The sequence below is a fragment of the Rhodoferax sp. LB1P47 genome, assembly GCF_056521445.1.
Map to the genome: position 1 here is coordinate 18,934 of NZ_JBWMAU010000027.1, position 17,417 is coordinate 36,350.

The following is a 17,417-nucleotide window of genomic DNA, read 5'->3' on the forward strand; positions in this document are numbered from 1 at the left end:
GTCGATTTGTAAAAGTTGTTCATATTTGGGTGACACCAGAAAAGCGCACTCACACACAGCCGTCAAAATAGGCTAAGTGCTTGAACTACAAGGCTTATCACAACTTATCCACAGCGAAGGGCTGCCCTTACTACTACTACTACTACTACTATTTGATTAATAGAAGTATTAGAAGAAGAAGCCCGCAAAGTGCTGCCGTGCAAGGTCGTGGAGTTTTTGAAAAATTGCTATTGAAATAATAGCTATAGACGCAATTGAGATAACCGCTGGAGGCCTATTTGGCTTGAAATTAAAGGGGTAGTGCCTCGGCGGACATGGGTCTGGCAGCTGTGCTGCACCACGCAACTTACCAGGCGGTTAATTTTCAACAGAACTTACGCAAGACCCTCTTTGCGCCCAATGGGCGATACAGAGGGTGCTGCGTCCAGCCCTATTCAATCTTGTCGTGGGTGGCTACGCTGCCTTGGCGCCAATAGCCAGCGGCCTTGGTCCACTGTGCTTGTACGCCGCGCTCGCCCACCAAATGCGCCCGCAAGGCTTTGGCGGTGTGGGTTTCGCAGCCCACCCAGGCATGGATGTCGCCCGCTGGCAGGGCCAGGCTGCGCAAACGCTCCAGCAGCAGCGGCTGCTGCCCGTGTGGCTGGCCCAGGCGGTGGACCCACACCACGCTGGCGTGGGCGGCGCTGGGCAGGGCCTGCTCGTCGGCCGGGCCGTCCACTTCCACCAATACCAGCACCGGGGCGTGGGCGGGCAGTTCGGCCAAGCGGCGGCGGATCGCGGGGATGGCCGTGTCGTCGCCTACCAGCAGGTGGCCGTCAAAGTCGGTCGGCAGCACAAAGGAGCCGCGCGGGCCGCCCACGCCCAATGTTTGGCCGACCTGCGCCTGTGCCGCCCAGGTGGTGGCCGGGCCCGCGTCGTGCAGGGCGAAGTCGATCACCAGGATGAGCGCCTGCGGGTCGAAATGCTGCGGCGTGAAGTCGCGCATGGTGGGGCGCGGGCCGTCTTCGGCTCCGCCCGGCAAGACGAGTGCGCCGGTGCTGGGGTCGGGGAAGAAGACTTTCACGTGGTCGTCAAAGCCGGGGCTGGTAAAGCCCTCTAAGTCCGGGCCACCCAGCGTGATGCGCACCATGTGCGGCGTGAGCTGCTGGACGCGCACCACGCTGAGTAGGCGAAATTTCAGTTCGTGGCGAACCCGGGTGGCAGTGCGGTTAGGGGTGTGGTTGGGGGTAGTCATTCAAATCCTTTCTAGTTGTTGGGCGGCGTTGTCCAAAATTTGGGCAAACGCGTGGGCTTGTTCGTCGGTGAGCGGGGCACCGCCCAGGCGCATGCGGGCGGCCAGCTTGAAGTTTTCCAGTGCCCGCACCACCTGCGGCGCACGGCCGGGGTGGGGGCTGTCGGCATGCGCCATGCGGGCCAGCAGGACATCGGCCTCCACGCGGTTCTCGGCCAGATAGACCTGGCCCGCGTCGGTGATGCTGTAGAGCTTGCGCCCGCCACCGCCCTCTGTTGTGGTGGGGGCCATGCTGGTGTAGCCCAGCTCCTCCAGCAGGGTCAGCGTGGGGTAGACCACGCCGGGGCTGGGGCTGTAGCTGCCGCCCAGGCGGTCGCCGATCTCCTTGATCAGCTCGTAGCCGTGGCGGGGCTTGTCGGCAATCAGTTGCAGCAGCACCAGGCGCAGGCCGCCGTGGCCAAACACCCGGCCCGGCCCGCCGCGCCCACCGCGTTCACCGCCGGGGTGGGGATGCTCGCCGCGCACATGCTGACCGCCGTGGCGGTGCATGTGGTGCAACTCTGGGCGGCCATGCCGTGGGCCGCCGTGGGCAGGGTGGTTGCCGTGTTCTTCAAAATGGGACATAGTTTTCTCGATGGGGTTTAGATGTCATTACGATATATCTAAATCGCATCTAAAAATAGGTTTAGCCCCAATACCCCTAAAAATTCTTAAGGATATTTGCTACTTTTTAAATAGCTGCTTGCGCTGATTGAATATGCGCTAGAGGCCAATTTGGCTACAAAACTTTGCTCTGTGCCCATACGCCTAATGCCGCCGCCACATCGGCCACCACTGGCCCCCAGCTGCCGCCCGCTGGCTGGCGAAACAGGCGCATGGTTTCTGGATACCACGGTGTGTCGCTGCGCTCGGTCAGCCAGCGCCAGTCGGGCAGGTAGTCGGGCAGCAGCAGCCAGCAGGGCGTGCCCAGCGCACCCGCCAGATGCGCCACAGCGGTGTCCACGCTGACCAGCAGGTCCAGCTGCGCCACGATGGCCGCCGTGTCGGCAAAGTCTTGTATCTGCGGGCCCAGCGCGGTGGCCAACCAAGAGGCAGACTCGTCCTCGCCCGCGCCTTTTTGCAGGCTGATAAATGCCAACCCGGGTATGGCCGCCAGGGGGTTCAGCAGGTGCAAGTGGGACAGCGAGCGCTCGGCATCGTTTTCAAAACGCGGGTTGCCCTTCCACACCAAGCCCACGCGCAGCCCCTGGGCGGGCAAGTGCGGTGACCAGGCAGCCACCAGCACGCTTTCCGCGTGCAGATAAGGCAGGGCGGCGGGCACCGTGTCCAGCCGGGTGTGGCAGTAATAGGGCAGGCTCAGCAGCGGGGTCCAGCAGTCGGTGGGCGGCACCTCTTCGTCAAAGCCCACCAGCGCATCCACGCCCGCTAGCGTGGCCAGCAGGCGCTTCAGCGGCGGGTGGCACAGCAGGGTTACGCGCCCGGCCCCGCGCGCCTTCAGCTCGGCGCAGTAGCGGCCAAATTGCAGCATGTCGCCATGTCCGGCCTCAAAGCCCACCAGCACCGACCGGCCCGCCAGTGGCTCGCCCTGCCAGCGCGGGCAGGCCAAACGCCGGGCCAACGCCGCATACCAGTCGCGCGATTCAAACTGCGCCCAGCCCTCGTCCCAACGGCCCTGGCGCAGCAGCAGATAGGCCAGGTTAAAGCGGGCCTTGGCGTGCTGTGGGTCTAGGTAAATAGCCTCGCGGCAAGCCTCTTCGGACGCAATCTCTAGCCCCATGCGGGCATACACCGCGCCCAGGTTGCACCAGGTGTCGGGGTCGTCGCGCCGCAGCTGCAGCGCCTGGGCGCAGGCCACCTCTGCATCCTCCAACTGGCGCAACAGAAGCAGCACCCCGGCCAGATTCACAAAGGTCTGCGGCAGCGTGGGGTTGTGGGCAATGGCGGTGCGGTAGCTCTCCGCCGCCTCGGCCAACGCCCCCCGCGCCTCCAGCGCCAGCCCCAGGTTGGCATGCGCCTCGGCCAGCGTCGGGGCCAAGGCCAGCGCGGCGCGCAGACAGGTTTCGGCACCCAAGGCATCGCCTGCGGTGAGGCGCTGCGTGCCGTCGAAAAACAAGGCTTCGGCGCTGGGTGGGGTTGTGGGCATCGGGTGCAGGCTCCTTTGGGTCTGAATAGTACGCGGCTGGGAAAAGTCCTAAATTGATAGCTGTTTGTGCAGAGAGTACGTGCGCTAGAGGTTCTTTTTATTCGAAAAATGACCTTACCTATCACCCAAAAATACACAGCAAAAACAGGAGAGCACTGTCTTTTTTATCAGGGGGTTAAAAACCGGACTAAATGTCCGGCAAAATCCCCAAATGAACCACCCCCTCACCACCCAAGACGACTCGGCCGCGCTGGTCTACCTCGCCGCCGCCCGCCAGCACCACTCCCAAGCTGCCATTGCCAAGCACCTAGGCGTCAGCGAAAGGCAAGTTCGCCGCTGGGAGGTGCGTGAATCGCAGCCGCCCCAGTACGTTGGCATGGCGTTGCAACGGCTACTGCCCTTTCAGCCCAGCCACAACCCCGACGCAGACTTCAAATTCATCGACCTCTTTGCCGGCATTGGCGGTATCCGCCTCGCGTTTGAGGGCATCCGGGGTGAATGCGTATTCACCAGCGAATGGGACAGCTACGCCCAGCGCACCTACATGGCCAACTTTGGCGGGCAGCACCCCATCCACGGCGACATCACCCAGATCAATGCCGCTGACATCCCCGACCACGACGTACTGCTGGGCGGCTTCCCCTGCCAGCCGTTCTCCATAGCGGGCGTGTCCAAAAAGAACGCCTTGGGCCGCGCCCACGGCTTTGCCGATGAAACGCAGGGCACGCTGTTCTTTGACGTGGCCCGCATCATTGCCGCTAAGCGCCCTAAAGCCTTCATGCTGGAAAACGTCAAAAACCTCCAGTCCCATGACAAAGGCCGCACGTTTGAAGTCATCTTGCGCACCCTGCGCGACGAGCTGGGCTACCAGGTTTTTCACAAAGTGATCGACGGCGCCCACTTTGTGCCCCAGCACCGCGAACGCATCATCATCGTGGGCTTCCGCGAACCCACCCCCTTCGACTGGGGCATGGTGGACCTGCCCCCCAAGGGCGCACACACACTGGCCGAAGTGCTGCACAAAAAGACCGCCGAGCCCGCACTGGCAGCCGACGGCAGCAACTTCTACGACCACACCAAGCACCAAGTTCTCGACAAATACACCCTGACCGACAACCTCTGGCAGTACCTGCAAAACTATAAAAAGAAGCACCAAGCGGCGGGCAACGGCTTTGGTTTTGGGCTGGTTACGCCAGAGAGCGTCACCCGCACCCTGTCAGCCCGCTACTACAAAGACGGTTCTGAGATTCTGTTCAGCCAAGGCCCCAAAAAGAACCCCCGCCGCCTCACCCCGCGGGAATGTGCGCGGCTGATGGGGTTTCCGGATACGTTCAAGATTCCGGTGTCAGATACGCGGGCCTACCAGCTTTTTGCCGATGCGGCGGTCGTCCCGATGGTGCAGGCCGTCGGTAAACTGATTGCCTCACTCATTTCCCCCAAGGAATCGGCCCGGGCGGCCCCACCCGCCATCGTGCCGAAAAACATCATGGCAACAGGACGTTGGACCCAAGAGCAAATCAAGCTGGCTTTCCACTTGTATTGCCAAATTCCGTATGGGCGCATCCACGGGCGCAATCCAGAAATCATCGTCTTGGCCAAAGTCATCGGACGTACCTCCGACGCAGTGGCGATGAAGATGCTCAACATTGCCAGCATCGACCCGGCCATCACCAACACCGGACGTGTAGGGCTGGGTAATGCATCTGCCTTAGACCGTGCGGTGTGGGATGAATTCAACGCAGACTGGGAGCGTTTAGCGGTGGAATGCCAACTGCTGCGCCAGCAACTAGCCCCCACTGCCGTGGCAGATTTTGAAACCGAAGATGCAGCGTTATTGCCTGAAGATTTCACAGGCGAAACCCGGCAGGTTTTGACCACCCAGCGCATCAAACAGCACTTCTTTCGCCGCGCCGTCCTCAGTAGCTACCGGGGGCGATGCTGCATGTCGGGCCTGTCAGACACCCGCTTACTGATCGCCAGCCACATCGTGCCGTGGAGCAGTGACAAGGCAAATCGGCTGAATCCGCGCAATGGGCTGTGCTTGTCGGCCATCCACGATCGGGCGTTCGATAAGGGACTAATGACACTTTCTGACGATTTGAAAATCGTCATCTCTGAAGATTTGCAGCGCAGCGATGATGTATTTATTAAGGAGGTTTTGATGCCATTGCATGGGCAAACAATTGAATCACCAGAGCGCTTTGCTCCACGGCTAGAGTTTTTAGCGTGGCATCGGAGTTCAATATTTGTGGACAACCAAAAGTAGCCGCCATGAAATGGGAATTTCCACCAGACACCGTTTATCAAGGCATGACCGAACAACCGGACACTTGCCATACGTGTGGGTCAAGATTGATGTTGCTTGAAATAACTCATATTGACTTTGAGCAGGTCTTTGTTTGCGAATGCCTAGAGTGCCAACGCATCATTCCAGTTGTTGAACCTCACTATGAGACTGCTCGGCAATAGTCCTAAAAGCATAGCTACCAGCGCAGGTGCAATATGCGCCAGATGCCGATTTGGCTTAAAAATTTTTCAGGAGACACACCATGTTCAAAGGCATTCTGGTTACCAAAGACGACACCGGCACCCACGCCACCCTGCAAGACATTGGCGATGCGCAACTCAGCGATGGCGATGTCACCGTGCGCGTCGAATGGTCCACCCTGAATTACAAAGACGGCCTGGCCCTCACCGGCGCGTCGCCCGTGGTGCGGCGTTTTCCCTTGGTGCCGGGCATCGACTTCTGCGGTACGGTGTCGCACAGCGCGCACGCTGCCTGGAAGCCGGGCGACCAGGTAATTTTGAACGGCTGGGGCGTGGGCGAAAGCCACAACGGCGGGCTGGCCCAGCAGGCCCGCGTGCCGGGCGACTGGCTGGTGGCCCTGCCCCCGGCCTTCAGCACGCGCCAGGCGATGGCCATTGGCACGGCGGGCTACACCGCCATGCTGTGTGTGTTGGCGCTGGAAAAGCACGGCATCCGCCCGGCGGACGGCGAGATTTTGGTCACCGGGGCCAACGGAGGCGTCGGCAGCATTGCCATCGCCTTGCTGGCCAAGTTGGGCTACAGCGTGGTGGCCAGCACCGGCCGCCCGGCCGAGGCGGATTACCTGCGCGCGCTGGGCGCCCGCAGCATCATCGACCGGGCCGAACTCAGTGCCCCCGGCAAACCGCTGGGCAAAGAGCGCTGGGCCGGGGTGGTCGATGCCGTGGGCAGCCACACTCTCGCCAACGCCTGCGCCACCACGCAGCGTGGCGGTGCGGTGGCTGCGTGTGGATTGGCGGGCGGCATGGACTTTCCCGCCAGCGTGGCCCCGTTCATCCTGCGCGGTATCACGCTTTACGGCATCGACAGCGTGATGTGCCCGCTGCCTCTGCGCCAGCAAGCCTGGCAGCGCCTGGCGCAGGATTTGGATACCAGCAAACTGGAAGCCATGACCCGTGAAATCGGCCTGGATGAGGCCGTGGCCGTGGCGGCCGATTTGCTCCAGGGCCGGGTGCGCGGGCGGGTGGTGGTGGATGTGCAGCGGGCAACCCCTACTGCATAAAGCCGATGCCCCGCGATTCCCGCACCTCGGGTTTGATGCGGTGCTCGGCCTCTAGCTGCTCCATGAACTCGCCGGGGCTGAGGGCGGTGTCCAGAATCTCCATTTGGCGCTTCACCGCTGCAAAATCACCGGGGCAGAGCTGCTCCAGTTTGGCCAGCCGGACTTGCAGCACATCGGTCAGCAGCGCCATATCGCCACCTAAGGCTTCTTGCACAAACATAGTTTCGCGTTGCGCCCGCAGCAGCGGTTTGAACTGGATCTTGAAGGTAAACCGGCGTAGCGCGGCCTGGTCGATGCGGTCCAGCAAATTGGTGGTGCAGATGAAGATGCCCCGAAAGCGCTCCATGCCTTGCAGCATTTCGTTCACCTCGGTGACCTCGTAGGTGCGCTGGGCGCCGCGCCGGTCTTGCAAAAAGCTGTCGGCCTCGTCCAGCAGCAGCACGGCTTTCTCAGCCTCGGCCTCTTTGAACATGGCGGCCATTTTTTGCTCGGTTTCGCCCACGTATTTGCTCATCAGGTCGCTGGCCTGCTTGATGATCAGGGGCTGGTCCAGCGTCTTGGCGATGTGCTCGGCCAGCGCGGTTTTGCCGGTGCCGGGGGGGCCGTAAAAGCACAGCGTGCCGTGGCCGCGCGCCTTCAGGGCCTGCACGGTGCGGGGAATGTCAAAGCGGCTTTCCACGTGCAGCATGTCCAGGTTGTAGCTGGTGGCGCTGGGGCGCTGGGTGTGGTCGCTGGCGCTGTTGCCCAGGGCCCGGTCGGCGTTTTTTAGTTGCCGGTCGATCAGGCCTTCGAACGTGGTGTCGGCAGCCGGGGTGACCAGCCCGGCAAAGCGCACTGCGGTGCGGATTTGCGCCGGGGTCAGGCCCTTGCGCTCGGTGAGCTTGGCCACAAACGCGTCGCTTACGGCCACGCCCTCCAGCGTTTTGCGCACCAGGCCTTCGCGGGCACCGGGCGGGGGCGATTTCAGCTCCAGGTGGTAGGCAAAGCGGCGGCGAAAAGCCGGGTCGATCTGCTCGATGCGATTCGTCACCCACAGCGTGGGCACGCTGTTGGATTCCAAAATCTGGTTCACCCAGGCCTTGCCGCTGACCGACGCTGTGCCGGGGGCTGCCACCTGTTCGGCGCGGGCCATAAGCTGCGCAGCCTCGGAGCTGATGGGTGGAAACACGTCCTCCACCTCGTCAAACAATAGCGCGGCCTGCACGCTGCCTTTGAGGAACACCTGGGCGATTTGCAGCGAGCGGTAGCGGTCGCGCCCGGACAGGGAATTGCCGTCACGGTCGGCGTATTCCACCTCGAATAAATCCAGCCCGGCGGCCTGGGCCACCACCCGGGCCAGCTCGGTCTTGCCGGTGCCGGGCGGGCCATAGAGCAGCACGTTCACGCCCGGTTCCTTGCGTGCCACGGCGTTGCGCAGCAGGCTCACCAGCACCTGGGCGTCGTCCAGCACGTAGGTGAAGTCGCCCAAAGCCAGGGCGCTTTTGGCGGCCGGGCGGGTGAACACGGCCATCAGCTCGCTTTGGTCGCGGTACTCGCGCATCAGCACCGGGGGGAGCTTTTCGCTGACCTTCATCAGGTCGGCCAGGTCGGTGATGTTGTGCTCGGAAATCAGGTTTTCCACCAGGCCGATGCGCTCCAGCCGCGACCCGGCGCGCAGGGCCTCGCCCACGTCGGACGGGCTGACCCCGGCGACTTCGGCAATCGCGGCGTAGGCCTCGGGCGCGTTGTTCACCTTCACCTCGACCAGGATGGTGCGCAGATCGCGTTGGTAGCGGGCCAGCGTGCCGTACAGCAGCAGGGCGCGTTCGGCCTTGTTGAGTTGCAGCAGGCCGGACAGTGCGTCGATGTTTTTTTCCACCAGGGTGGACTGCTTTTTGAGGGCGTGGGTCAGCCATTCGCCGGTCACGGCCAGGGCGGAGAGCAAATCTTTGGGCTGGTCTTTGGCGTATTCGTCCAGGTAGAAGAACAAGGTGCCTTCTTCGTACGGGCCGCGCCACACGCCGTGGCGTTCGAGAAAGTCGGTGGTGTCCAGGGTGGCATGGCCGCGCCAGAATTCGTTGTCTTTGCAGCGCCGGGTGAGGAATTCGCGCAGCCGCAGCAGCACCGGTTGCGGCCACACCAAGTGCCGCCCGGCCATCGCCAGCAGGCTGTTGAGGTCGCGCCGCACATTGAACTTGGGGCCTTGGCGGGCCACCAAGGTCAACACAAAGTGCGAGCACATCAAATCCAGCACCGGCGCGGTCTTGAGGCCGGGGGACGGCACCAGCTGCGGATTCGCAGGATCGAAAACCAGACGCTTCACCATGGGTAGGCTCCTAGCAACAAGGCTCGTTCAAGATAGAGGCAAAGCCCGTCGTACCGTTTCTGCACCATAACGCAGCGGCTGGGGCATGGGAAGACCCCGTTCCCTAATATTCCCATAACACGAATGCCTCGTATTGATGAGGATTTATGCCGCACCGCCCTCTGGGCGCACAGCGGGTCTGGTGTCAATCCTGTGGGTCCTTTTCAGCGCTGCTATACGCTTAGAATGATAGACACCCAAAATCCAAGGAGTCCCCCATGTCCGCACCCCACGCCGATGACCACAGCACCGCCGATCGTGCCCCGGCCGACGCTGTCGAGGCCATCGTGCCGCTGATTCCCGTGGTGCTGCCTATCGTGGGTGGTGTGTTGATTTTCTTGCTGGCTTTTATCGCCGTTTCTATGGCCTAACTGGCCTCTAGCGCTTGTGCAGCATGCGCAAGCAGCTATTGATTAAATAGCGTCACGTCCCCACGCAGGGCTGGCGCAAAGTTCTTTGCAACGAAGAACGCGTCTTTTCTTTTCATCCCCTCTTTTCTCCATTTGCTGCGCTTTTGATAGCTGCTGGCGCTGTTTGCCTGTGCGGTTACGCCCTTTTTCTCTTGAAATACAGTTATGCATATAGTCATGCAATTTTTGCATGTTAGTTACGTGTAATCGCTTTGTAACTTGGCAGTGCGTCTCTAAAATTGGCATCCCAGCCCTCCGAGGTTGCAAAGCCGTTTTCTGAAAAGGCCGCTCGCAGTGCCCACCGCACGAAGCCCTCTTTTGAAAAGACGACCGGACTTACGCAGGGTCTCTGTACGCCCAGAGGGCCGTGCAGAGGGCGCTGCGTAATCCGTCAAAGATTTACAACTCAGGAGCTCCCCCGATGAACGCACGCACCTTGCCAGGCCTGGCCCATACCGCGCCCGCCTACGTCACCAACACCCGGCTGCTGGCCTGGGTGGCCGACATGGCCGCACTCACCCAGCCCGATGCCATTTACTGGTGTGACGGCAGCGCTGACGAATACGCCCGCCTGTGCCAGCAATTGGTGGCGGCCGGTACGTTCAGGCAGCTCAATCCGGCCAAGCGCCCCAACTCCTTTCTGGCCTGTAGCGACCCGAGCGACGTGGCCCGGGTCGAAGACCGCACCTACATCTGTTCCGACAAAAAAGAAGACGCAGGCCCGACCAACAACTGGATGGAACCCGCCGAGATGCGCGCCACCCTGAACCCGCTGTTTGCCGGTTGCATGCGCGGCCGCACCCTGTACGTGGTGCCGTTCAGCATGGGCCCGCTGGGTTCGCCCATCGCCCACATTGGCGTGGAGCTGTCGGACAGCCCGTACGTGGCCGTCAACATGCGCACCATGACCCGCATGGGCAAAGCGGTGATCGACCTGCTGGGCACCGATGGTGCTTTTGTGCCCTGCGTGCACACCGTGGGGGCGCCCTTGGCGGCGGGCCAGGCGGATGTGAAATGGCCTTGCAACAAGACCAAGTACATCGTGCACTTCCCCAAAACACGCGAAATCTGGTCTTACGGCTCCGGCTACGGCGGCAACGCCTTGCTGGGCAAGAAGTGCTTTGCACTGCGCATTGCCTCCAACATGGGCCGTGACGAGGGTTGGCTGGCCGAGCACATGCTGATTCTGGGCGTGACCAACCCCCAAGGCAAAAAATACCACGTGGCAGCGGCCTTCCCAAGCGCTTGCGGCAAGACCAACTTCTCCATGCTGGTGCCGCCCGCTGGTTTCCACGGCTGGAAGGTCACCACCATTGGTGACGACATCGCCTGGATCAAGCCCGGTGCCGATGGTCGCCTGTACGCCATCAACCCCGAAGCCGGTTACTTTGGTGTGGCCCCCGGCACCAACTACCACACCAACCCGAACTGCATGGCCAGCCTGGACAAGGACGTGATCTTCACCAATGTGGCGCTGACCGACGACGGCGACGTGTGGTGGGAAGGCATGGAAAAAGACACCGGCAGCCTGCCCGACCACCTGATCGACTGGCAAGGTAACGACTGGACCCCCGCCATCGCCCGCGCCACCGGTGCCAAAGCGGCCCACCCCAACTCGCGCTTTACCGTGGCCGCCACCAACAACCCGGCGCTCGACGATGCCTGGGACGATGCTGCTGGTGTGCCGATTGACGCGTTCATCTTCGGTGGCCGCCGCTCCACCACCGTGCCGCTGGTGACCGAAGCCCGCTCCTGGACCGAAGGTGTGTACATGGCCGCCACGATGGGTTCTGAGACCACCGCCGCCGCTGCGGGTCAAATGGGCGTGGTGCGCCGTGACCCGTTCGCTATGCTGCCTTTCATGGGCTACAACATGAGCGACTATTTTCAGCATTGGCTGAACATGGGCGAGAAGATGGCCACATCGGGCACCAAGCCGCCCGCCATCTTCTGCACCAACTGGTTCCGCAAGGGTGCCGACGGCCAGTTTGTGTGGCCCGGCTATGGCGAAAACATGCGCGTGTTGAAGTGGATGATTGACCGCCTCGAAGGCGAGGCCGCTGGCCAGGAAAACATCTTCGGCATCAGCCCCACCTATGGCGAGCTGAACTGGACCGGGCTGGATTTCACCTCCGACCAGTTCGACACCGTGACCCACATCGACAAAGCCGCCTGGCAGCAAGAATTGGTGCTGCACACCGAGCTGTTCACGCAGCTGGCCTACCACCTGCCCCAGGCGCTGGTAGACACCAAGGAAGCTCTCGAAAAACGGCTTGCCGCATAAGTCATAAGGCATAACGCATAACGTAGCGCGCAACAAAAAGCCCCGCCCATCTTTGCGATGGGCGGGGCTTTTTTTCGAGCCGGGATATATCTGGGCGCTTAGATGTTGGCGCCTACACGGTAGCTGGCGGCGTTGTAGGCCTGTGCATCCAACAGGTCAAAAGCCCGCAGCATGGCGCGACCCAGACGGTTGGCTTTCGGCTTTTCAGCCACTGCGCTGGCGGCAATGTCGGCCTGCTCGGCGCGGCCCATCGCGACTTGCAGGTCGGCCATGATGCGGGGGTCGCTCAGGGCGGTGGCCCACAGGCGCTTGTCGGCACGGGCACGGGCTTCGCGCAGCGACCAGGCATCGAGTGCCTTGACCACACGGCTGGCCATGCTGCGGGCGCTGCCAGCAAACAATGCGATGGCGGCAAAGCCGACCGCCCAGACGATGACCCAAGCCATCAGCAAATGGTCTTCGGCCCAGGTATCGACCAACTGGTCTGCGGCGACCACCAGTGCGGACACCACGGCTGCGAGCAGCATGGTGGCCAGGCCACGGGTGGAATCAAAATTCTGGTACAGCCCACGTGCTGCCGTGGCAACCGCTTCAGCGCGTACTACGCCGGGATGTTCGGTAAGAAGGCTGGGGTTGATAAAGCTGGTCATGGTAATTTCCTTTTAGAACAATGCGTTCTGGACGGGATCGCCTTGAACGCAAACGGATCTTAGGGTTTGCACTAGTATTTTCTAAATTTATCTTTGTGATGATCTACATTCACATCCGTGATGAGTCGATGCAAAGAAGGCCAGAAATAGCACGACCGTGCCGCATCCAAAACGTCCATGTTTCTGAAAAATAAATGCCAAATAAGGGTTTTGATAAGAATATATAAGCGCAGACAGCTATTAAAAATATAGCGGAACTAATTGGCAATATAGCTATACCGTTTTAGACTGTCTGTTTTTAGGGTTTACCCTTGTTTTCTATTTTTCAGATTTAGACCGCAGGCTCTATGTATCTATTTGGCAACAAACACGGTTTTATTTTTACAAAACCCTTGCCGCCCCCACCATGAACCCACCCAATTTCCGCACTTTTGACCTGAATCTGCTGCGCGTATTTGACGAAGTCATGGCCGAACGCAGCTTGACCCGTGCCGCGCAGAACCTGTCGATCACCCAGCCCGCCGTTAGCAACTCCCTGCGCCGTCTGCGCGACAGCCTGGGCGACGAGCTGGTGCGCCGCGTTGGTCCCAGTATGGAGCCCACGCCGCGTGCGCTGGCCCTGTGGCCGACGGTGCGTGAATCTTTGCGGCAGTTGCAAAGCTCGCTGGCCCCCAGCGCCTTCGCTCCGGCCGATGCCGACGACAGCTTTGTACTGGCTATGGCCGATGCCACGGCCGCCGAACTGCTGCCCGGCCTGCTGCGCATTCTGGAGGCGGAGGCCCCCGGCGTGTCTTTGCACGTGGTGCCGCTGGCCTCGCGCGACCCGCGCAAACTGCTGGAGGACGAATCCCTGGACCTGGCCGTGGGCTTCTTCCCCGCCGTGCTGGCCGATCTGGCTGCGCGTGCGCAGGTGGGCAAAGGCATTCCGTACGCACATCTGCGCTTGTACGACGGCCACTACGTCTGTGCCATGCGGCGCGGCCATCCGCTGGCGGCGGGGGGGCTTACGCTGGACCAGTTTTGCGCGGCGCGGCACATGCTGGTCAGCTTTGCGGGGCGGTCATTTGGGTTTATTGACGAAGCACTGGCGCTGATCCAGCGTAAGCGCCGGGTGGTGATGACCGTGAACCAGTTTTTTACAGCGGGCTATATCGCCGCCCAGACCGATCTGCTGACCGTGCTGCCGCAGCATTTCGCCCAAGTCATTAGCACGGCCAATGCGCTGGAGCAGCGGGCGTTGCCATTTGAGGTGCCTGCGGTCCATGTCGATGCGCTGTGGCACCGCCGCATGGAAAGTAGCCCGGCGCACCTGTGGCTGCGCCAAGCCGTAACGCGTGCGGCTACCAAGGCCTACGCACCGGGAGACATGGGCGGGTGATTAGCGGGTGACGCTCAAAATCATCTTTGCCGCATCGCGCAGCTCGGCCGACTGGCGGGGGTCGCGGCCGGCACAGGCATCTGCGCGTTGCATCAGACTTTGCGCCAAGCTGCCGGTATCTGGGCCTTGCTGGGCTGCGCGTGCCAGGCGGCGGGCATGGGTCACGGCGAAAAATTGAACAAATAAACTAAACATAAGAACACCATTCCCCGAGGGGTCACATTGCGATAGGGTTAGATTAAGGGTTATCCCTAGGTTTGCAAGCCCTGAACCATGCACGAAACGCATAACTTCGTGCATTCACGCCTCAGATCGGCGATTCGTGACTTTTTACGCACCAAAATAGCGCCCCCACACCGATACCCATGAAGATCCAACTCCTCTCCGACCTGCACCTCGAAGTGCACCCGCACTTTGTTCCCACCCCTGCGCCAGGGGCCGACGTGCTGGTGCTGGCGGGCGATATCGGCTCCTACCAGGCTGGTTCGCAGCTGGCCGATGCCGACTTTGGCCTGGCCCGTTTCTCGCCCCTGCCGCCCTCTGCGGGTGGTGCAGGCTGGCCCACGCCGGTGCTGTTTGTGCCTGGCAACCATGAATACGACGGGCAAGATTTCGATGCAGCCCATATTCGCCTGCGCGCCACCTGCGAGCGGCTGGGCCTCATCTGGCTGGAGCGCGAAGTGGTGGAGCTGCTGGGCACGCGCTTCATCGGCACTACGCTGTGGAGCGACTTCGATGCCCTTGGCCCGCTGGCTGACGACAGCGCCGCCACTCTGGGCCAGCAGCTGAAGGCACGCGACAAGGCCTTTCGCGCTGCCAACTACTATTTAAAGAAGAACAGCGCCAACCGCCATGGCCTGCCGATGCTGGCCGACGGCATCCGCGCGCAGGCCCTCGTCTGCCAGCAATGGCTGCGCAGCGCCCTGGCCGTGCCGCATGCCGGCAACACCGTCGTGGTGACCCACTTCGCCCCCAGCCTACACAGCGCCGACCCGCGCTACGGCCGAACCCCCGGCACCGCCGGGTTCTGCAACGCGCTGGACGACTTGCTGCCCCAGGCCCAGCTCTGGCTGCACGGCCATTTGCACGCCCCCAGCGACTACACCCAGCAAGGCTGCCGGGTGGTGGCAAATCCGCTGGGCTATGCGCGCAAGAACGAGCAAGTGGGGTTTCTGGCGGGGCAGTGCATTACGTTGGCATAGATAAAAAATAGCAGTCAAAACTGGCTTGAAATAGGGCTGGTGATGCTGGTAGACAAAGCCTTTAAACTTGCCCGGCTATGACCTATGCCGACCACAACAACCAGGTGCTGCGCCCCCAAGGCGCGTTCACGCCGCTCGTTTTAGACCTGTTTGCAGGCTGCGGCGGTCTGGCTTTGGGGTTTGAGGCGCAAGGTTTTGAAACGCTGGGTTTTGAGATGGATGCCGATTGCTGCGCCACCTACCGCCACAACCTGCACGGGGACTGCAAGCACGTCAAACTCGACGCGCACACTGTGTTCCCTAAAGCGCAGGTGGTAATTGGCGGGCCGCCGTGCCAGCCGTTTAGCGTGGGTGGCCACCAAAATGGCATCCGCGATGCCCGCGACGGCTTTCCGGCTTTTATCTCGGCAGTGGAACAGGCCCAGCCCGACATCTGGATGTTTGAGAACGTCCGGGGGCTGATGTACCGCAACAAAGACTATCTGGAAGCCATCATTGCCGAGCTGGAAGGCTTGGGCTACGTGGTGGAATTCAAGCTGATCAACGCCGTACACCACGGTGTGCCGCAAAACCGCGAGCGGGTCATTGTGGTGGGCCACCGGGGTGCCTTTCACTACCCTCTGGCCCAACCCAGCCGCGTCACAGCGGGGGCGGCTCTGGCCGAGCTGGCCACACAAGTCCATGCCAACTCCAAGTTTCTGACCGAAAGCATGGATACCTATGTCGCCAAGTACGAAAAAGCCTCCAGCTGCATCACCCCGCGCGACTTGCATCTGGACCGGCCCGCCCGCACCGTCACCTGCCGCAATCTGGCCGGTGCAACCGGTGACATGCACCGCGTCAAGCTCCCCGATGGCCGCAGACGCAGGCTTACCGTGCGCGAGGCCGCACGCTTGCAAAGCTTCCCAGACCATTTTGAGTTTCAAGGCAGCGACACCAGCATGTACACCCAGATTGGCAACGCCGTGCCGCCGCTGCTGGCCTACGCCATCGCAGGCAGCTTTCGGGACTATCTGGCGTCACCCGAGCGGCTGGATGCGCAGGGCATCCAAAGCCGCCGCCATCCGGCACAACTGAGTCTTATCTGATTTCATGGCAACACCCCAAAGCATTCCATCCCTGGTCGCAGAGGCCTTGCAAGTTTTAGAAGCCCTCGGCGTTCCACTGGATGGGTTGACAGTGAGGCGCAAAGAAAAGATGGCTAAAGCTTTTCTGGCCGTGGCGGGACTCCAGCCTGGCGTTCCGTGGCGAAATGCCAAGGGCACCGGTGACCACCACCCTTTGCAGTCGCGCCAAATCATCAAATGGATGAACACCCACTTGGATGAAAACATTGCAGACAGCTCGTATGACGATATCCGGCGCAAGGATTTGGTGTTGCCCGTAGAGGCGCTGATCGTCCAAAACAGTGCGAAGAATCCCGATGCGAACACCAATGACGGCACGCGTGGTTTTGCGGTGTCGCCGATTGCTGTGCAGGTGATTCGACAGTTCGGCACGTCGGGCTGGGCAGCTGCGCTCAAAGTGTTTTTACATGGGCGCACCAGCTTGGCGGTTGAATTACAACGCAACCGCGATTTGGCGCGTGTGCCCGTGCAAATCTCTGCCGGTGTTGCACTGCACTTCAGCCCTGGCAGCCACAACCTGCTGCAAAAAGCCGTCATTGAAAGCTTCCTGCCGATCTTTGGCTACGGCGCCCAGGTTTTGTATGTGGGCGACACCGCGAACAAGAGCCTGCATATTGACCAAGCGGGCCTTGCTGCGTTGCAGTTTTTTGAACTGGCGCACGATAAATTGCCGGATGTGGTGGCCTATTCGCCCAGCAAAAATTGGCTGTATCTGATTGAAGCTGTGACCAGCGCCAACCCCATTACCGAAATGCGCCGCAGAACCTTGCTGGCATTGACGGCAGACTGCACTGCCGAGGTGATCTTCATCACGGCCTTTCCTGACCGCAGTATTTACCGAAAATTCGCCAAAGATATTGCCTGGGAAACCGAGGTCTGGATTGCCGATGCGCCCGAGCACATGATCCACCTGAACGGCCATAAATTTCTGGGGCCGCATACATCGCACGGCTCAGATGTATCGCATTCTTAGTGCTATTTAATTGAGCCACTTGCACAATTCTGCGGATGACCAAGCGGCCAATGTGCCAGCGACAAAAATCAAGACGAAGCGAAGGGATTTAGCGGGTTGCGTGGTTGAGGTGCATCGAAAGCCATGT

Annotated in this window: 14 protein-coding genes and 2 pseudogenes; 9 read left to right on the forward strand and 7 right to left on the reverse strand. The window is 61.1% G+C overall.

Annotated elements, in window-relative coordinates; genetic code table 11:
- Positions 1-430: 430 nt before the first annotated feature.
- The 3 genes from AC0969_RS19005 to AC0969_RS19015 all read right to left on the reverse strand — a co-directional run bounded on the left by AC0969_RS19005 (position 431) and on the right by AC0969_RS19015 (position 3,374).
- Positions 431-1,234: a siderophore-interacting protein gene (locus AC0969_RS19005; protein WP_479625717.1), complete on the reverse strand. Its 804-nt coding sequence runs from the start codon at positions 1,232-1,234 to the stop codon at positions 431-433.
- A complete protein-coding gene (locus AC0969_RS19010) occupies positions 1,235-1,855 on the reverse strand; it encodes a PadR family transcriptional regulator (RefSeq protein WP_479625718.1) in 621 nt (206 codons plus the stop codon).
- 154 nt (positions 1,856-2,009) lie between these two features.
- Positions 2,010-3,374, reverse strand: coding sequence for a tetratricopeptide repeat protein (locus AC0969_RS19015; RefSeq protein WP_479625719.1), 1,365 nt, complete (start codon positions 3,372-3,374; stop codon positions 2,010-2,012).
- Positions 3,375-3,585: 211 nt separating this feature from the next.
- Between AC0969_RS19015 and dcm the strand changes: the two are divergent.
- From dcm to acuI, 3 genes and pseudogenes are all read left to right on the forward strand, one after another.
- Positions 3,586-4,794 (forward strand): annotated as a pseudogene (gene dcm / locus AC0969_RS19020) (DNA (cytosine-5-)-methyltransferase); the annotation flags it as partial.
- Between the two features lie 528 nt (positions 4,795-5,322).
- Positions 5,323-5,640: pseudogene (locus tag AC0969_RS19025) on the forward strand (HNH endonuclease); the annotation flags it as partial.
- A 283-nt stretch (positions 5,641-5,923) separates the two neighbouring features.
- Positions 5,924-6,922 carry an acrylyl-CoA reductase (NADPH) gene (gene acuI, locus AC0969_RS19030; protein WP_479625720.1) on the forward strand — a complete coding sequence of 333 codons (999 nt, stop codon included), beginning with the start codon at positions 5,924-5,926 and terminating at the stop codon, positions 6,920-6,922.
- On the opposite strand, the gene AC0969_RS19035 is transcribed toward acuI, so the two are convergent.
- On the reverse strand, positions 6,912-9,227 hold the full coding sequence (locus tag AC0969_RS19035; protein ID WP_479625721.1) for an ATP-binding protein: 2,316 nt from the start codon (positions 9,225-9,227) through the stop codon (positions 6,912-6,914). The two genes, acuI and AC0969_RS19035, sit on opposite strands and share 11 nt — an antisense overlap.
- A gap of 257 nt (positions 9,228-9,484) precedes the next feature.
- Here AC0969_RS19035 and AC0969_RS19040 point away from each other — a divergent pair, with 257 nt between their 5' ends.
- Positions 9,485-9,637 (forward strand): hypothetical protein, encoded by a 153-nt coding sequence (locus AC0969_RS19040; protein WP_479625722.1) that lies wholly within the window; start codon positions 9,485-9,487, stop codon positions 9,635-9,637.
- A 42-nt stretch (positions 9,638-9,679) separates the two neighbouring features.
- Here AC0969_RS19040 and AC0969_RS19045 read toward each other — a convergent pair whose 3' ends face one another.
- Positions 9,680-9,868, reverse strand: a complete 189-nt coding sequence (locus AC0969_RS19045) for a hypothetical protein (protein ID WP_479625723.1) — start codon at positions 9,866-9,868, stop codon at positions 9,680-9,682.
- Positions 9,869-10,097: 229 nt separating this feature from the next.
- Here AC0969_RS19045 and AC0969_RS19050 point away from each other — a divergent pair, with 229 nt between their 5' ends.
- Entirely contained in the window at positions 10,098-11,960 is a 1,863-nt protein-coding gene (locus AC0969_RS19050) for a phosphoenolpyruvate carboxykinase (GTP) (RefSeq protein ID WP_479625724.1), read from the forward strand.
- Between the two features lie 98 nt (positions 11,961-12,058).
- Here AC0969_RS19050 and AC0969_RS19055 read toward each other — a convergent pair whose 3' ends face one another.
- Positions 12,059-12,610 carry a hypothetical protein gene (locus AC0969_RS19055; protein ID WP_479625725.1) on the reverse strand — a complete coding sequence of 184 codons (552 nt, stop codon included), beginning with the start codon at positions 12,608-12,610 and terminating at the stop codon, positions 12,059-12,061.
- 406 nt (positions 12,611-13,016) lie between these two features.
- Here AC0969_RS19055 and AC0969_RS19060 point away from each other — a divergent pair, with 406 nt between their 5' ends.
- Positions 13,017-13,988 (forward strand): LysR family transcriptional regulator, encoded by a 972-nt coding sequence (locus AC0969_RS19060; protein WP_479625726.1) that lies wholly within the window; start codon positions 13,017-13,019, stop codon positions 13,986-13,988.
- Here the strand turns inward: AC0969_RS19060 and AC0969_RS19065 are convergent, their stop codons facing one another.
- Positions 13,989-14,153 carry a hypothetical protein gene (locus tag AC0969_RS19065; RefSeq protein ID WP_479625727.1) on the reverse strand — a complete coding sequence of 55 codons (165 nt, stop codon included), beginning with the start codon at positions 14,151-14,153 and terminating at the stop codon, positions 13,989-13,991. It abuts the gene before it with no gap.
- 200 nt (positions 14,154-14,353) lie between these two features.
- Between AC0969_RS19065 and AC0969_RS19070 the strand changes: the two genes are divergently transcribed.
- From AC0969_RS19070 to AC0969_RS19080, 3 genes are all read left to right on the forward strand, one after another.
- On the forward strand, positions 14,354-15,190 hold the full coding sequence (locus AC0969_RS19070; RefSeq protein ID WP_479625728.1) for a metallophosphoesterase: 837 nt from the start codon (positions 14,354-14,356) through the stop codon (positions 15,188-15,190).
- Positions 15,191-15,267: 77 nt separating this feature from the next.
- Entirely contained in the window at positions 15,268-16,278 is a 1,011-nt protein-coding gene (locus tag AC0969_RS19075; RefSeq protein ID WP_479625729.1) for a DNA cytosine methyltransferase, read from the forward strand.
- A gap of 4 nt (positions 16,279-16,282) precedes the next feature.
- The gene (locus AC0969_RS19080) at positions 16,283-17,290 is read left to right on the forward strand and encodes a BsuBI/PstI family type II restriction endonuclease (protein ID WP_479625730.1); all 1,008 of its coding nucleotides are present in this window, start codon (positions 16,283-16,285) and stop codon (positions 17,288-17,290) included.
- The last annotated feature ends 127 nt before the right edge of the window (positions 17,291-17,417 follow it).

Excerpts from the sequence above, each read along its gene's own strand:
- AC0969_RS19055 (WP_479625725.1), bottom strand. The coding sequence starts at position 12,610 with ATGACCAGCTTTATCAACCCCAGCCTTCTTACCGAACATCCCGGCGTA.
- AC0969_RS19080 (WP_479625730.1), top strand. The coding sequence starts at position 16,283 with ATGGCAACACCCCAAAGCATTCCATCCCTGGTCGCAGAGGCCTTGCAA.
- AC0969_RS19045 (WP_479625723.1), bottom strand. The coding sequence starts at position 9,868 with ATGCAAAAATTGCATGACTATATGCATAACTGTATTTCAAGAGAAAAA.
- AC0969_RS19015 (WP_479625719.1), bottom strand. The coding sequence starts at position 3,374 with ATGCCCACAACCCCACCCAGCGCCGAAGCCTTGTTTTTCGACGGCACG.
- AC0969_RS19050 (WP_479625724.1), top strand. The coding sequence starts at position 10,098 with ATGAACGCACGCACCTTGCCAGGCCTGGCCCATACCGCGCCCGCCTAC.
- AC0969_RS19005 (WP_479625717.1), bottom strand. The coding sequence starts at position 1,234 with ATGACTACCCCCAACCACACCCCTAACCGCACTGCCACCCGGGTTCGC.
- AC0969_RS19035 (WP_479625721.1), bottom strand. The coding sequence starts at position 9,227 with ATGGTGAAGCGTCTGGTTTTCGATCCTGCGAATCCGCAGCTGGTGCCG.
- acuI (WP_479625720.1), top strand. The coding sequence starts at position 5,924 with ATGTTCAAAGGCATTCTGGTTACCAAAGACGACACCGGCACCCACGCC.
- AC0969_RS19070 (WP_479625728.1), top strand. The coding sequence starts at position 14,354 with ATGAAGATCCAACTCCTCTCCGACCTGCACCTCGAAGTGCACCCGCAC.
- AC0969_RS19060 (WP_479625726.1), top strand. The coding sequence starts at position 13,017 with ATGAACCCACCCAATTTCCGCACTTTTGACCTGAATCTGCTGCGCGTA.
- AC0969_RS19040 (WP_479625722.1), top strand. The coding sequence starts at position 9,485 with ATGTCCGCACCCCACGCCGATGACCACAGCACCGCCGATCGTGCCCCG.
- AC0969_RS19075 (WP_479625729.1), top strand. The coding sequence starts at position 15,268 with ATGACCTATGCCGACCACAACAACCAGGTGCTGCGCCCCCAAGGCGCG.
- AC0969_RS19010 (WP_479625718.1), bottom strand. The coding sequence starts at position 1,855 with ATGTCCCATTTTGAAGAACACGGCAACCACCCTGCCCACGGCGGCCCA.